The sequence below is a fragment of the Kocuria rosea subsp. polaris genome, assembly GCF_001483755.1.
In the GTDB taxonomy this organism is placed as follows: domain Bacteria; phylum Actinomycetota; class Actinomycetes; order Actinomycetales; family Micrococcaceae; genus Kocuria; species Kocuria cellulosilytica.
Genome location: NZ_LQBK01000005.1, coordinates 137,313 through 150,981 on the forward strand (window position 1 = coordinate 137,313; position 13,669 = coordinate 150,981).

At 72.7% G+C, this 13,669-nt stretch carries 15 protein-coding genes; 11 read left to right on the forward strand and 4 right to left on the reverse strand.

What is annotated here, in order from left to right; translation table 11 throughout:
• The first annotated feature begins 40 nt into the window (after positions 1-40).
• Complete coding sequence (locus tag AVL61_RS05565) at positions 41-373, forward strand: protealysin inhibitor emfourin (RefSeq protein WP_157571302.1); 333 nt, start codon at positions 41-43, stop codon at positions 371-373.
• Between the two features lie 165 nt (positions 374-538).
• On the forward strand, positions 539-2,248 hold the full coding sequence (locus AVL61_RS05570) for an aryl-sulfate sulfotransferase (RefSeq protein ID WP_082696985.1): 1,710 nt from the start codon (positions 539-541) through the stop codon (positions 2,246-2,248).
• 399 nt (positions 2,249-2,647) lie between these two features.
• Here the strand turns inward: AVL61_RS05570 and AVL61_RS05575 are convergent, their stop codons facing one another.
• A complete protein-coding gene (locus tag AVL61_RS05575) occupies positions 2,648-3,172 on the reverse strand; it encodes a VOC family protein (protein ID WP_058873364.1) in 525 nt (174 codons plus the stop codon).
• 73 nt (positions 3,173-3,245) lie between these two features.
• On the opposite strand from AVL61_RS05575, the gene AVL61_RS18590 reads away from it, so the two are divergent.
• Entirely contained in the window at positions 3,246-4,061 is an 816-nt protein-coding gene (locus AVL61_RS18590) for an AraC family transcriptional regulator (protein WP_082696986.1), read from the forward strand.
• Positions 4,062-4,152: 91 nt separating this feature from the next.
• Here AVL61_RS18590 and AVL61_RS05585 read toward each other — a convergent pair whose 3' ends face one another.
• Entirely contained in the window at positions 4,153-4,515 is a 363-nt protein-coding gene (locus AVL61_RS05585) for a rhodanese-like domain-containing protein (protein ID WP_058873365.1), read from the reverse strand.
• 243 nt (positions 4,516-4,758) lie between these two features.
• Between AVL61_RS05585 and AVL61_RS05590 the strand changes: the two genes are divergently transcribed.
• From AVL61_RS05590 to AVL61_RS05615, 6 genes are all read left to right on the forward strand, one after another.
• Positions 4,759-5,859, forward strand: coding sequence for an alkene reductase (locus tag AVL61_RS05590; RefSeq protein WP_058873366.1), 1,101 nt, complete (start codon positions 4,759-4,761; stop codon positions 5,857-5,859).
• A gap of 200 nt (positions 5,860-6,059) precedes the next feature.
• Positions 6,060-7,850 (forward strand): HNH endonuclease signature motif containing protein, encoded by a 1,791-nt coding sequence (locus AVL61_RS05595; RefSeq protein ID WP_058873367.1) that lies wholly within the window; start codon positions 6,060-6,062, stop codon positions 7,848-7,850.
• Between the two features lie 96 nt (positions 7,851-7,946).
• The gene (locus tag AVL61_RS05600; protein ID WP_231738283.1) at positions 7,947-8,198 is read left to right on the forward strand and encodes a DUF3253 domain-containing protein; all 252 of its coding nucleotides are present in this window, start codon (positions 7,947-7,949) and stop codon (positions 8,196-8,198) included.
• A gap of 32 nt (positions 8,199-8,230) precedes the next feature.
• Positions 8,231-8,959: a hypothetical protein gene (locus AVL61_RS05605; RefSeq protein WP_058873368.1), complete on the forward strand. Its 729-nt coding sequence runs from the start codon at positions 8,231-8,233 to the stop codon at positions 8,957-8,959.
• A 9-nt stretch (positions 8,960-8,968) separates the two neighbouring features.
• Positions 8,969-9,484 (forward strand): methylated-DNA--[protein]-cysteine S-methyltransferase, encoded by a 516-nt coding sequence (locus AVL61_RS05610; RefSeq protein WP_058873369.1) that lies wholly within the window; start codon positions 8,969-8,971, stop codon positions 9,482-9,484.
• Between the two features lie 35 nt (positions 9,485-9,519).
• Positions 9,520-9,870 (forward strand): cupin domain-containing protein, encoded by a 351-nt coding sequence (locus AVL61_RS05615; protein WP_058873370.1) that lies wholly within the window; start codon positions 9,520-9,522, stop codon positions 9,868-9,870.
• A gap of 107 nt (positions 9,871-9,977) precedes the next feature.
• Here the strand turns inward: AVL61_RS05615 and AVL61_RS05620 are convergent, their stop codons facing one another.
• Positions 9,978-11,045, reverse strand: coding sequence for a spore photoproduct lyase family protein (locus tag AVL61_RS05620; protein ID WP_058873371.1), 1,068 nt, complete (start codon positions 11,043-11,045; stop codon positions 9,978-9,980).
• Between the two features lie 152 nt (positions 11,046-11,197).
• Here AVL61_RS05620 and AVL61_RS05625 point away from each other — a divergent pair, with 152 nt between their 5' ends.
• A complete protein-coding gene (locus AVL61_RS05625; protein WP_058873372.1) occupies positions 11,198-12,697 on the forward strand; it encodes an FAD-dependent oxidoreductase in 1,500 nt (499 codons plus the stop codon).
• 94 nt (positions 12,698-12,791) lie between these two features.
• Here the strand turns inward: AVL61_RS05625 and AVL61_RS05630 are convergent, their stop codons facing one another.
• Positions 12,792-13,013 carry a hypothetical protein gene (locus AVL61_RS05630; protein ID WP_058873373.1) on the reverse strand — a complete coding sequence of 74 codons (222 nt, stop codon included), beginning with the start codon at positions 13,011-13,013 and terminating at the stop codon, positions 12,792-12,794.
• A 365-nt stretch (positions 13,014-13,378) separates the two neighbouring features.
• Here AVL61_RS05630 and AVL61_RS05635 point away from each other — a divergent pair.
• Positions 13,379-13,669, forward strand: a 291-nt coding sequence (locus tag AVL61_RS05635) for a hypothetical protein (RefSeq protein WP_058873374.1), incomplete at its 3' end; no start/stop codon positions are given.

A 13,669-nucleotide genomic window follows, 5' to 3' on the forward strand; every position in this document is an offset into this window, starting at 1 on the left:
GCCCGGGCCACCCGCGTCCTACGGAGGGACGGTGCCGTTCATGGCGAGAGTCAGCTACCGCCGCGAGGGAGGCATCGCGTACTTCCCCGGGCTGGCCGTGGAGCGGAGCTTCGAGACCGAGTCCCTGCCCCGGGCGCAGCAGGACGCGCTCCTGGACCTCTTCGAGACCGTCCGTGCGCACCGGCTGGAACCGACCGCCCCGACGGCCCGCCGCGGCACGGCCGACCAGCAGTCCTACGTGATCGAGGTCCAGGAGAGCTCCGGTGTCCGGCGCCTCGTGGTGAGCGAGTTCGACCAGGACCCGGCGGCGCAGGAGCTGGTGGCGCGGCTGCGCGACTGCGCGGACCAGTGCGAGTCTGGCGAGGAAGCATGAGGGGAATTCGGGCCCACGGGAGGTCATCCGGGGTCATGCCGCGCCGCCGACCCGCCCCCGAGGTGGGACGTTAGCCGCCGCAAATGCATCGCCCCTTATCAGAGGGGGGTTCGGTGGTTACACTCGGCCGGACTTGACCGCCGCGCCCACCGCCAGGAGTCCGAGATGTCGAACAGATCCCGCGCTCGTTCCGTCACCCTTCTCACGGCGGCCGCCCTGGTCGTGTCGGGGGCTCCGGCCCTCGCGGCCCCACCGCCGACGCTCCTGCGGCAGCCTGATGCGCCTCCGCTCGTGCCCGCCGCCAACGAGCTGGTCGCCACGGCCGAGACCTATCCGGAGGCGGACGCGAATCTCTACACCGTCTCGGTGGCCCGCAACGGCGTGCCCGTGGAGCCTCGTGGCTTCGCCCTGGACGTGCAGCAGGTGGTCGACGCCGCGCTGGACGACCTGCAGACCCTGGGCTCGGCCCCGGACGACCCCCTGCTCGTGCTCAACCCCTTCGGCACCAACACCACGGGCGTCTACGCCCAGTTCGAGACCGAGGACAACGGCACCCTGGCCTACACCGTGAGCTCTCCCGGCACCGAGGACTTCACGCGCGTCGCGAAGGACCACGACCCGAGTGCCGCGTCGTTCGAGGGGCAGCTCATCGGGATGGTCCCGGGCGCCGAGAACACCGTGACCACCACCTGGCAGCCCGACGACGGCGAACCCGTGGAGTTCTCGTTCACCGTGACCGCTCCGCCGAGCGCGTCGGGCGACCGCACGACTCTCGACCGCACCGTGGTGGGGAACGCCGAGGAGCTCACCGACGGACTGTTCGCTGTCATGGGCCTGAAGCGCCACGTCGACTACACCCTGCTCTACGACAACGCGGGGGTGCTGCGCGCCGAGTTCGACCTCGACGGCTACCGCACGGACCGCCTGGAGTTCTACGGCGACACCATGGTGACCACCGTCGGGAAGAACCAGGTGGCCCGCATCGACGGTCTCGGCCGGGTCATGGCCACCTACGTCCTGACGGGCTACGAGATGCACCACGACTTCGACATCACCGACGACGGCAAGGTCGTGACCCTGGCCACGGAGACCGCCAAGGGCAGCGTGGAGGACGTACTGGTGTCCCTGGACCTGGAGACCGGGACCTACGGGAAGACGGTCGACTTCACGGAGCTCCTCGCCGACTACAAGTCCCGCACCCAGCCCTACGGTCCGAACGGGGTGGACGACTGGCTGCACCTCAACTCGGTCGACTGGTCCGCGGACGGCGACTCCGTGATCGTCAGCGCGCGGGAGACCTCCGCGATCCTGAAGGTCGACGACGTCCACGGGAGCCCCGCGATCGACTACATCATCGGCCAGCGCGAGGTCTGGGCCGGCAGCGACGCCGAGGGTCTCCTCCTCGAGAAGGCGGGGAACTTCCCCGACACCGGCGGGCAGCACTCGGTGGTGCGCCTCGACGACGCGGCGCTGGCGGACGGCCAGTACTACCTCACGATGTTCGACAACTCGTTCTGGAGCATGAGAAGCCGTCCGGACTACACGGCCCCTGTGCCCGTTGGGACTTCCCCGGTGTCCACGGCGGACCCCTCCCTCCGCTCGGAGTACCGGAAGTACCTCGTCGACGAGAACGCCGGGACCTACACCGAGGTCGAGACCGTTCCCGTTCCCTACTCCGCGATCGTCAGCAACGTGCAGGACCTCGGCGGCCCGCTCGTGATCAACAGTGGCCAGGCCCTGACGTTCGCCGAGTACGACGCCCAGCGCGAGGTCGTCGCCCGCTACGGCTACGCCCTCGAGGGGGCGACCGAGAACGACTTCGCCTACCGGGTGCTCAAGTACGACTTCGGCGACTTCTGGTTCGCCGGCTCCTGAGCCGGCGCGCCGGCGGCGGCACGAACGGACGGCGGCGCCGGGACCCCGCGCGGTCACCCCGCCTCAGCTCGCGTTCAGCACGAGCTGGTTGGCTGATCGGTGCGAGGGGATCACCGGGACACAGGGAGAAGCTGACGGTGCCGGCCGCGGAGCGGAGAGCCGCGGCCGGCACCCGTCCCGGAGACCGGGGCCCGCACGCGTCCGAGGAGTTCGCGCGCGGGCCCCGGGCCCTCGCCCGCCGAGGTTCGGCCCCGCGGCGAGCGAGTCCTGGCGCCGGGGACGACACCGCAGCCCGGTGCACACGGCAGGATCTCCCGCTCGGAGCGCGACCCGGAGGACACTGCCCCGGAGCTCCACGCCCGGCCGCCGGCTCCCGGGGCGTCTGCGCCGCAAGCCGGTTCACGCCTGTCCCGCGGACTCCGCCCACTCGGCGACACGGGCGCTGCTCTGCTCCGGGGAGAGGTCCTCGACCCGGGTCATGACCGACCAGCGGACGCCGAACGGGTCCCGGATGCTGCCGAAGCGGTCGCCGGAGACGAACGTGCTGACGGGTTCGCGGACGGTGGCGCCGGCGGCCACGGCGCGCGCCACCACGGCATCGACGTCCGGGACGTAGAGGCCCAGGGAGTAGCAGTCGTCGTCGCCCGCGGGCGGCGGGACGAGGTGGAAGTCGGGGTTCACCTCGCCCAGCTGGAGACGTCCGGCGCCGAGGTCGAGGGTGGCGTGCACGACGACGGGCGTCCCGTCGGCCCCCGGCATGTCGGTGCGGTCGACGAGGACGGCCCCGAAGACGCGGGTGCAGAAGTCGATCGCCGCGGCGGCGTCGACCACCGCGATGAAGGGGGTCAGGGACGTGAACCCGTGGGGGGTCCCGTCGGTTGTGTGTGCTCCGGTGGCCCCGCGGAGGTTCTGCTCTGTGCTCATGCTCCGAGCCTAGGGAGCGGGCCGAGGCCGGTCTTGAAGATTTCCGCCACCCTCGGCTGGTTACGCTCGTGCCATGAGCGAGCCGCCCACCACGCGGGGCCACCTCACCCCGGGACCGCACGCCACGGTCGTGCGCCTGCCCGCGCCCGACGACGTCGCCCATCTCGTCCGGCAGCTGTGGGTCCCGGAGTGGGACCTGCCGGCAGGGGAGCGCGTCGAGCAGCTGGTGCTGGGCTATCCGGCGAGCAACGTGGTGGTCGAACCGGACGGAGCGGCGCTGCACGGACCCACGAGCCGTGCGTCCACCCGGGTGCTCACGGGCCGGGGCTGGGCGGTCGGGGCGCTGCTGCGACCGGCGGGGGTCCTGCTGTTCACGCAGCGCCCGGCGGACCTGCTCGACGGATCGGCGCCGCTCCCCGCCCCCGGACTGCACCCGGCCGTCGCGGAGGCCATGACGGCAGCGGACCCGGCCGACCGGCACGCACGGGCGGCCGCCCTGCTCGCGGACCACGTCCAGGCGCTGGCGGTGGCCGTGTCCCCGGCGGCGGTGCGGGACGGTGCCGTGGCCAACCGCATGGTCGACCTCCTCGAGGCGGGCGCCGACGTGCGGAGCCCGGCCGACCTCGCCCGGCAGCTGCACGTGTCCGAGCGCTCGCTGCAACGGCTCGCGGCCCGGTTCGTCGGGATGCCGCCGCAGCTGCTGCTCCGTCGTCGTCGGCTCCAGGAGGCGGCCGAACGGATGCGCGCGGACCCGGAGGCGGATCTGGGCGCACTCGCCGCGGAGCTGGGCTTCGCCGACCAGTCCCACCTCACCCGGGAGTTCCGGTCGGTGCTGGGCGCCACCCCGCGCGGCTACGGGCGCGCCCTGCCGGGGCGGGAGGCCGGGTGAGGGCCCCGGAGGCCTGTGGCCGTTCCTGGCCCGGCCGGGACGGCGGATGCTGATCCGGCGCCGGCGCCGGCGCGAGGGCCGCGGCCCCGGATCAGGCGACGGTGCCGGGCCGGCCGTTCTTGGCCACCACGCGCTCGCCGGCGCGCTGCCAGGCCGTCATGCCCCCGCGGAGGCTGGCCACCTGGTAGCCGGCCTCGGCGAGCTGCCGGGCGGCGTTCGCCGACCGGGCGCCGGACCGGCAGACCGTCACGACCTGCCGGTCCTTGGACAGTTCGCGCTGACGGGTGGCGATGGCCTCCAGGGGGATGTGCCGGGCGGCCGGGGCATGACCCGCGCGGTACTCCTGGGGCGTGCGGACGTCGACGAGCACGGCCCCGCCGTTCAGGAGCTCCCGTGCACCGGCGACGTCCACGGTCTCGAAGGTGGTGCCGAAGAGGCGGCTGAGGAGTCCCACGGTTCAGTCCTTCCTGGGAGCGGTCGAGAGGTCCGTGCGGTGCGGGGCGTGCGTCCTGCACCGCACGGACGCCGTGGTGCTGTTCTGCATGAGATGTCCTTCCGTTCCGCCCGACGAGCTCGGGGTGTCTGGTTCGATAATACCCCCTGGGGTATGTATGGCATCAGCTGTGAGGAACGAGACAGCAGGGGCGCAAATAACTTCGCGGGATCTTCCGTTGAGACGGAAAGAACCAGTTCCCCGATGAAAGGCCTCCCCGTGCCGCACTCCACCTTGTCCACGCCCGTCACCCTCGGCTCCCTCGAGCTGCCGAACCGCCTCGTCATGGCACCGCTCACTCGGATGCGCTCCGGTCGTGACGGCGTCCCCGGCGAGCTCAATGTGGAGCACTACACCCAGCGCGCCTCGATGGGCCTCATCGTCACCGAGGGCACGTACCCCGACGTGGTGGGGCAGGGCTTCGCCTACCAGCCCGGCATCGAGACGCCCGAGCAGGTCGAGGGCTGGCGCCGGGTGGCCGAGAGCGTGCACGCCGCCGACGGCCGCCTGTTCATGCAGGTCATGCACGCCGGGCGCGTCACGCACCCGGACATCAACGGCGGTTCCCAGCCGGTGGCCCCCAGCGCTCTCGCGATCGAGGGGAAGACGCACACCTACCAGGGCAAGGCCGACTACCCCGTGCCGCACGCGCTGACCGCCGAGGAGCTGCCGGGCGTGGTGCAGTCCTTCGTCCGGGCCTCGCGCAACGCGATCGAGGCGGGCCTGGACGGTGTGGAGATCCACGGCGCGAACGGCTACCTGCTGCACGAGTTCCTCGCGCCGGGCGCCAACCAGCGCACCGACGAGTACGGCGGCTCCCCGGAGAACCGCGCCCGCTTCGTGGTCGAGGTCGTCCGGGCCGTGGCCGAGGCCGTCGGCGCGGAGAGGGTCGGCCTGCGGATCTCGCCCGAGCACAACATCCAGGACGCCTGGGAGACGGACCACCAGGACGTCCGGGCCACGTACGCCGCTCTCGTCGACGGCATCCAGGACCTCGGCCTCGCCTATCTCTCCGTGCTGCACAAGGAGCCGGAGGGGGAGTTCGTCCAGGGACTGCGCACCCGCTTCGGCGGCGCCTTCCTGGCCAACAGCGGCTTCAGCGACGTCCCGACCACCCGCGAGGAGAGCGTGCGGCTGATCGAGGAGGGCGTGGCGGACGGCGTCGTCGTCGGGCGCCCGGCGATCGCGAACCCGGACCTGGCACGGCGCTGGGCGGAGGGTCTGCCCGAGAACGTGCCGAACCCGCGGACCTTCTACACGCAGAGCGCCGAGGGCTACACGGACTACCCGTTCGTCCAGGCCTGAGCCACTCCTCGCGTTCCGCCCGGCCCTGTGGGTCACGCGGACCCTTCGCGAGCGGAACGCCGGGGGCTGTCCGGACTGCCTGTTCGGGCAGTCTGGGCGGCTCCCCGTGTCCTGCCCAGCCCTGCCGGGCGGGACGCGGAGACCCCGAAGGTGATCCGGGTCACGCCTTAGTGTGTCGGATCCGGCTGGGACCATGGACCATGGCCACCACCTCCCAGCCGCCTCGAACCCTGGAGGACGCCCTCCGGGAGGAGACGGACCTGGCCCAGATCGCCGAGGAGTTCTCCGACGGCGTGCGGGCGCTCGTCGAGGAGTCCTGCGCCGAGGCTCGGGCGGCAGGACGCCAGTACCGGCTGCTGCACCGGCTCTGGCAGCTCCAGGAGGAGGCCCGGGAGCAGCGCTGGATGGTGGAGGCGGACTGGATGCCCGCCGAGGCCGACCGGCTCGGCCCTCACTCGCTCGAGCCCGCCGAGCAGACGATCCGGGACGTCGCCGACGAGATCGGCCCGGCCCTCCGGCTGCCCGCGGGCACCGCGCTGCGCCGCGTCGAGGACGCCGTGCTGCTCGCGGAGTCCCTGCCCGGGGTCCTGGAGGCCCTGGAGCAGGGGCTGATGGGCTCCCGGCAGGCGGGTGTGCTCATCGAACTGTGGCGCGATCTCGTGTGGGACGCCGACAGTTCCGCGCCGGAGCTTCGGGCACCGGCCGAGAGCGTCCGCCGGATCATCGACGAGCTGCTCCTGCGGGCGCCGGACAGCACCGTGGCCCAGCTGCGAGCCCTCGCACGTCGGCGCCGTGCGGGTCTGCTGCGGGAGACCGAGGAGCAGCGCCACCGGCTGGCGCTGCGGGACCGTCGCGTGTGGGTCGAACCCCGGGAGGACGGCATGGCGCAGCTGTGCGCCCTCCTGGACGCGGGCACCGCGCACGCCATCCAGGACCGCCTCGACGCGCTGGTCGACCGCGCGGCGCTCCCCGCTCCGCACCACGTTCCTGTGGCGCCGGACGGCGTCCTCGCGGCGCAGGTCCCGCCCGTGGCCCCGCCCGCGCCGTCGGCCGGAGGTGCCGGGCCGTCCGCTCTCGCCGCCGAGGCTCCGGAGCGCCGCACGGTGCCCCAGCTGCGGGCCGACGTGCTGGCGGACCTCCTGCTCGACGGCGAGCCCGCCGACCTCCCGGAGCACCTGCGCGGCATCCGCGGGCACGTGACGGTCACCGTGCCGGCCCTCGCCCTCCTCCGGAGCACGGGGGAGGCGCTCACCGGTCCCGTCGAGGACCTGCTGCGGACCTCCCGCTGCGCGGAGCTGGAGGGCTACGGACCCATCCCGATCGGCCTGGCCGAGCGGATCGCGGCTCGTGCGCCGTCCTGGTCCCGCATCCTCACCCAACCGGTCACCGGGACCGTCCTGGACCGGGACCGCAGCACCTATGCCGTGCCCGCGGACCTCAAGCACCGGCTGCGGGCCCGGGACGGCACGTGCCGCTTCCCGGGCTGCCGACGCCGGGCGTCTCGCTGCGACCTCGACCACACCGTTGCCTGGGCTGACGGCGGCCGGACCTCGGCGGACAACCTCGCGCACCTGTGCCGGCACCACCACCTGCTCAAGCACCGGGACGGCCCGCTGGGCCGGTGGCGGGTGGAGCACGTGGAACCCGAGGACCTGGACCGCGGACAGCCGGCCCTTGGGCGGCGGGACTCCGGGCGACCGCGTCCTGTCGCCGGGGTTCCGGACGGGACAGGGGTCCTGGGCCGGCACGGCGTGCTGATGTGGACATCTCCCGCAGGACAGGTGCACAGGACCTATCCGCAGGAGTACCGCTCCGAGGCTCCGGACCCCGTCGCGGACAGCACCCCGCACCGTTTCCCGCGCCGTGCGCCTGCCCGCGCACCGCACGACGCCCCGGACCTCGCGTCGGACCTCGCCCGGGATCCCGCTGCGGGTCTCGCTCCCCGGCCCGGTGCCCGCTCCGGTCCGGCCGATGATCCGCCGCCGTTCTGAGACCCTGGACCGTACCCCGGTCCGCCGGGACGTGACCGCGCTCCTGACCGGACGGACGTCCGGGCCGGACCGGACCCGCACGCAGAGGAGCCGCCCGTGACCACGCCCTCGTCCGCCGAGATGCGCTCCGTGCTGCTCGACCTGTTGCGCCGCCGCGGACCCGAGAAGACCGTCTGCCCCTCCGAGGCCGCCCGCGCCCTGGCCCCGGACGGCTGGCGGGACCTGATGGAGGACGTGCGCCAGGAGGCCTGCCGGTTGGCCGACGACGGGCTCGCGGACATCACCCAGCGCGGCCGCCCCGTCGACGGCAGGACGGCTCGCGGGCCGATCCGCGTCCGGCTCCGCTGACCCGGACCCGAGCCCCGGGTAGCGTGTGGGCCATGACGACCGCACCCATCAGCACCCTGCTCGGGTCCGCCGCCCGCGCGCCGTTCGTCCTGCTCAAGCAGTTCCGCGCCCACCGTCCCATCCACTCGGAGGGGGTCGGGCTCGAAGGCGTCCTGACCCGGACGGGCGGCGGGAGCAGCGGCATCCACTGGATCGATGACGCCGGTGAGGACCCTGTCCGGGCCCGTTTCTCCCGCTCCTTCGGCTTCCCGCACGGGTGGCCCGACATCCTGGGCCTCGCTCTGCGCTGCCCTGTGCCGCCCTCCGGGCAGATGGAGGGCCGCAGCGACGGCCGCGCCGACATCCTCCTCGCGACCGCCGGCAGCGGGCGCTTCTCCCGTTTCGTGCCGACCTTCCACCGGCACGTACCGGACGGTGCTTTCGCCTCCTTCATGCCCTACCGCGGCCTCGACGGACCTGTTCTGGTCGCCGCGCACCCCGAGCCGAGGACGGAGCGCCTGCCGGCCCGCCCGGACCGCTTCCGGGCAGCCGTCGCCGCCGAGCCCTGGGTCCTCGGTCTGCACTGGGCCACACCCGTCGGACCGTGGCAGCGCTTCGGGACGGTCGAGCTCGCTCCCGGCGCACCGTTCGGGAACGACGAGCGCTTCGACCCCCTGCTCAACGTCCCCACGGGCGCGGAGAACTACGAGTGGACCTACCGGTTGCGGGAGCCGTCCTACACCCTGGCCCGCACTCCGCGGGAGCAGCTGCGCCGGGCGTAGAATCAGCCCATGGGACTGAGACTGAGCCCGGCACCCACCACCGCGACCGTCCGTCGTCACGCCGTCGTGGAGTCGCCGATCGGCCCGCTGGCGCTCGTCGAGGAGTCCGGCGCGCTCGTGGCGCTCTCCGTGGAGGGAGCACGCCAGGGGCCCGTCCCCGCCTCCTTCGGGGAGCGCGACGACAACCTGCTCCCGCACGTCCGCGAGCAGCTCGGTGAGTACTTCGCGGGGCGGCTGCAGGAGTTCGACGCCGACGTCGTGCTCCACGGGACGCCGTTCCAGGTGCGCGTGTGGAACGCCCTCGCCCGGATCCCGTACGGCACGACCGGCACCTACGGGCAGGTCGCGCGCGCGATCGGGGTGCCCCGCGCCGCCCAGGCGGTCGGGGCCGCCAACGGCCGCAACCCCGTCAGCCTGCTGGTCCCGTGCCACCGGATCATCGGCGCCAACGGGCGCCTGACCGGCTACGCCGGCGGCATGGAGCGCAAGGAGTACCTGCTGCGCCTCGAGGGTGCGCTGCTCTGACACCCCGCCCCGCCGACGCTCCACCAGGAGGACCCATGACCCGCCTCGACGACCTCGCCACCGCCAACCTCGAGAAGGCGCGGGCGTCGGGTGCCGGGCGCAGCGCGGAGCTCGTGGTCCACGACGGCGTGCTGCGGCAGACGGTGATGGCGCTGTGCGCCGGCAAGGAGCTCGCCGAGCACGTCTCCCCGCCCGCCGCCACGCTTCAGCTGCTCCGCGGCCGGGTCCGGGTGCTCAAGCGCGGTCAGCTCGCCGAGGAGCTGACCGCCGGAGAGCTGCTGTCCCTCACCGACTCCCGCCACTCGGTGGAGGCTCTGGAGGACTCGGTGTTCCTGCTGACCACGGTCTCCCGTCCGTCGGACGGCTACGACCCCCGGGTGGCGTGACGCAGAGGTCCTCTTCCGGTCCGCGAGCCCGGAGGACGGGTGCGGCAGACGGGCTCGGACCGGGATCACAGGAATCGGGCGCAGACGGCGCGTAGCGGGACGTCGGCTCAGAACGCGTAGCGGACGTCGCAGTACGGCAGCTTCTCGTGCAGCAGGTCCAGGAACTGCTCCAGGTACCGCTGCTTGTCCCGGAACCGGTACCGCACGTTCAGGGCCCCGTTCTGGGAGCGCTTGGTCTCCTGGAGGTCCGGGCGCCACAGCACCTCCTCGGCCTTGGGGTGCCACTGCGTGTTCACCTCGTGGAGCTGCTCGTTGTGGGTCAGGAAGATGACCTCCGAGGCCAGCTGCTCCTTGGCCGCCGCGCTCAGGCCGTCGTCGAGCTGTTCGAAGAGCTCGGCCCAGTCCTCCAGCCACGTGTCCGTGACGATGACCGGTGAGAAGTTCACGTGCACCTCGTAGCCGGCCGCCACGAACTCGTCGACAGCGGCGATCCGCTCCGGCACGGGCGTGGTCCGGATGTCGGTCAGCTTGGCCAGGTGCGCCGGCATCAGCGAGAACCGCACCCGGGTGCGGCCCTGCGGATCCCAGTCCAGCAGCTCCCGGTTGACGTACTTGGTGGCGAAGGACGCCTTGGCCGTGGGGTGCCGGCGGAACAGGTCCACGAGGTCCCGCACGTTCCCGCTGAGCAGCGCGTCCACGGAGCAGTCGCTGTTCTCCCCGAGGTCGTAGACCCACGCGTGCGGGTCGCACTGGTTGGGCTCCGGCTTGGTGCCCTGCCGGCGGATGTGCCGGTCCAGGTAGCCGGTGATCTGCTCGATGTTGGCGAAGACCGTCACCGGGTTGCTGTAGCCCTTCCGGCGGGGCACGTAGCAGTAGGCGCACGCCATGGCGCACCCGTTGGCCGTGGACGGCGCGATGAAGTCCGCCGACCGGCCGTTGGGCCGTGCCGCCAGCGACTTCTTGACCCCCAGCACCAAGGCCTCGCGCTTGATCCGCACCCACCGCCGCGCGTTGGTCTCGTCCCCGTGCAGCTCCGGGATCTGCCAGTGGCTCGGGACCTCCACCAGGGTGGCGTCGGGCCACCGCTCGAGGACCTCCCGCCCCCGGGGCAGCTCGGCGGCGGCCGGCTCGTAGTAGATGCGGGTGATGTCGACCATGGACGGTTCCGGAGGCATGGGGACGAGTCTAGGAATCGCCTCCGACAGCCGGTGCGGGGATCGCTCACCGGAGATGGACAGTGGACTTCGCACCGGGCGGCCGACAGGATGGCCTCAGGGTCCGACCGCGACGACCACTCCGGCAGCAGCGATCACGAGGGAGCTTCTCCATGAAATCCGTATGGCTCGACACGTACGAGGTGCCGTCCACCGCGACGGACCAGTTCGTCCCCGGGGCGCACTACGACACGGTGGTCGCGGGTGCCGGGCTGACCGGGCTGACCACCGCCGTGCTGCTCGCGCGTGCGGGCCAGCGGGTCGCCGTGCTCGAGGCCCGCTCGGTGGGTGCCGTCACCACGGGCAACACGACGGCGAAGCTGTCCCTGCTGCAGGGCACCACGCTCTCCCAGATCCACCGGCACCAGTCGGACAAGGTGCTGCGCGCCTACGCGGACGCGAACCGGGAGGGCCAGGAGTGGCTGGTCCGGTTCCTCGAGGAGCGGGAGGTCCCGTTCCAGCGCCGCGCCGCCTACACCTACGCCACGACGTCCAAGGGCGCCTCCGCCCTGCGCAAGGAGCTCGAGGCCGCCCGGATCGCCGGCCTGCACGTGAACTGGACCCGGGACACCGGCCTGCCCTACAAGGTCTCCGGCGCCATCACGATGGCGGAGCAGGTGCAGTTCCACCCCATGGAGGTGCTGGGCGCCCTCGCGGCCGAACTGCGGGAGCGCGGCGGGACGCTCGTGGAGGGCGTCCGGATCACCGGCGCCGGTGTGCGCTCGCCCCTGACCGTGCAGACCTCCCAGGGGTCGGTGCAGGCCGACCGGCTCGTGCTCGCCACGGGCACCCCGGTCCTGGACCGTGGCGGGTACTTCGCGAAGCTCTCCCCGAACCGCTCCTACGCCCTGACCTACCGGGTGCCCGGGGCGCCGGGGTCCATCCCGGAGGGCATGTACATCACCGCGGACAGCCCCGACCGGACCCTGCGCACCGTGCCGGTCGACGGGGAGGAGCTGCTGCTGGTGGGCGGCAACGACCACGTGGTGGGCCGCTCCCCCTCCCCGCAGGCCGCCGTGGACGACCTCGAGTCCTGGACGCAGCGCTGGTTCCCCGGGGCCGAGCGCACCCACGCGTGGGCGGCGCAGGACTACCAGTCGGTCAACCTCGTGCCCTTCATCGGCACCCTGCCCCGCGGCGGCGGCAACATCTACCTCGCCACCGGCTACAACAAGTGGGGGATGAGCAACGCCGTCGCCGCCGCGATCGCGCTGAACGCCGAGATCCTCGGCGGCAGCGTGCCGTGGGCCGAGACGCTGGGCCGGCGCGTGACCTCGCCGTCGGACATCCTCACCGCCCTGCGCATCAACGCGGGCGTGGGCCTCAACGCGCCCAAGGACTGGCTCAAGGCCGAGCTCAAGGAGCTGCCCGGTGGGGCGCCCGCGGAGGGACAGGGCGTCGTCGGCCGCGAGCACGGCCGCCCCGTGGCCGTGTCCACCGTGGACGGCACCACCTGCAAGATCTCCGGGGTGTGCACGCACCTCGGCGGCGTGCTGCGCTGGAACGACGCCGAGCGCTCGTGGGACTGCCCGCTGCACGGCTCCCGCTTCGCCGCGGACGGGTCCCTGCTCGAGGGCCCTGCCGTGAAGGACCTGCCCCGCGCCGGCCACTGAGCCGGGCCCGGACGTGACGGCGGCCCCCACCGCGATGGTGGGGGCCGCCGTTCCTCCTGCAGGACGCGCGCCGTCGGCCGCGCCGGGGAGGGGACTACTTCTTGGAGGACGTCTCCTCGAGCTTCAGCGCGATGCCGATCGCGAAGAAGGTGGGGGTCCACTCGCCCACGAACAGGCCCCAGCGGTCGGCCTGGGGCTTGGACTTGCTCTTGCCGAGGCTGGCCGCCCAGGAGAGGACGGACAGGCCGATGGAGGCGAAGCCCGCCGCGTAGGCGTGCTCGCTGCGGACACCAAGGTTCTGGATCGTGCTGATCATGGATGTACCTCTTTCCTGTGGTGGTCAACGTGAACGGTGAGCTCGTCGAGCGGTGTCCGCCCAGTCTCACACGAAACGGGGCAATAGGAAAGCAGGCTGATTATAAAGATCTCCACGGGCACCGGGGTCCTGCCGCCGCCCTCCGCCGCGGGGCGGGTGGAGGGCGATGTGGGCAGATGTGGGGTCGCCCGAGAGTCCATTAGCGGATGCAAAAAGCTGTTTCCTCATGCAAACTGATCCATACCCGTTCCGTTGGTGGCCACCACCGCGGCGGGTGGACGTCGAACCGGTCGGGGGGCCGGTGGCGTCCTCGGCCCGGAGCGAAGGAGCATCCGGGCCGGGCCGATCTTCTCTGGGGGGAAAACATGCTGCCATCCGTCGTGGGTGCTCTGCTGAGCACCGTCGTCCTCGTCTACGTCCTGTCGGACGCCGCCTACACGCGGCACAAGCGGTTCATCGCCGGCGCCAGGACGCTGCGCCGGGCCATCGTCGTCGTCTACTCGGTGCTGCTGGTGCTCAACCTGTGGTGCGCCACGATCATGCCCGTCACCCTGGTCTGCGACGCGATCGCGGTGGCGACCCTGGTCGCCACCGGGACCTTCGGATTCATCATCGCCGAGCGGCGGATCCCCGCCACCACCGTGGTCGAGCGCCGG

Bases quoted from the DNA above. Each gene is read 5' to 3' on its own strand.
- AVL61_RS05565 (WP_157571302.1), top strand. From the start codon at position 41: ATGGCGAGAGTCAGCTACCGCCGCGAGGGAGGCATCGCGTACTTCCCC.
- AVL61_RS05570 (WP_082696985.1), top strand. From the start codon at position 539: ATGTCGAACAGATCCCGCGCTCGTTCCGTCACCCTTCTCACGGCGGCC.
- AVL61_RS05575 (WP_058873364.1), bottom strand. From the start codon at position 3,172: ATGAGCACAGAGCAGAACCTCCGCGGGGCCACCGGAGCACACACAACC.
- AVL61_RS18590 (WP_082696986.1), top strand. From the start codon at position 3,246: ATGAGCGAGCCGCCCACCACGCGGGGCCACCTCACCCCGGGACCGCAC.
- AVL61_RS05590 (WP_058873366.1), top strand. From the start codon at position 4,759: ATGAAAGGCCTCCCCGTGCCGCACTCCACCTTGTCCACGCCCGTCACC.
- AVL61_RS05595 (WP_058873367.1), top strand. From the start codon at position 6,060: ATGGCCACCACCTCCCAGCCGCCTCGAACCCTGGAGGACGCCCTCCGG.
- AVL61_RS05605 (WP_058873368.1), top strand. From the start codon at position 8,231: ATGACGACCGCACCCATCAGCACCCTGCTCGGGTCCGCCGCCCGCGCG.
- AVL61_RS05610 (WP_058873369.1), top strand. From the start codon at position 8,969: ATGGGACTGAGACTGAGCCCGGCACCCACCACCGCGACCGTCCGTCGT.
- AVL61_RS05615 (WP_058873370.1), top strand. From the start codon at position 9,520: ATGACCCGCCTCGACGACCTCGCCACCGCCAACCTCGAGAAGGCGCGG.
- AVL61_RS05620 (WP_058873371.1), bottom strand. From the start codon at position 11,045: ATGCCTCCGGAACCGTCCATGGTCGACATCACCCGCATCTACTACGAG.
- AVL61_RS05625 (WP_058873372.1), top strand. From the start codon at position 11,198: ATGAAATCCGTATGGCTCGACACGTACGAGGTGCCGTCCACCGCGACG.
- AVL61_RS05630 (WP_058873373.1), bottom strand. From the start codon at position 13,013: ATGATCAGCACGATCCAGAACCTTGGTGTCCGCAGCGAGCACGCCTAC.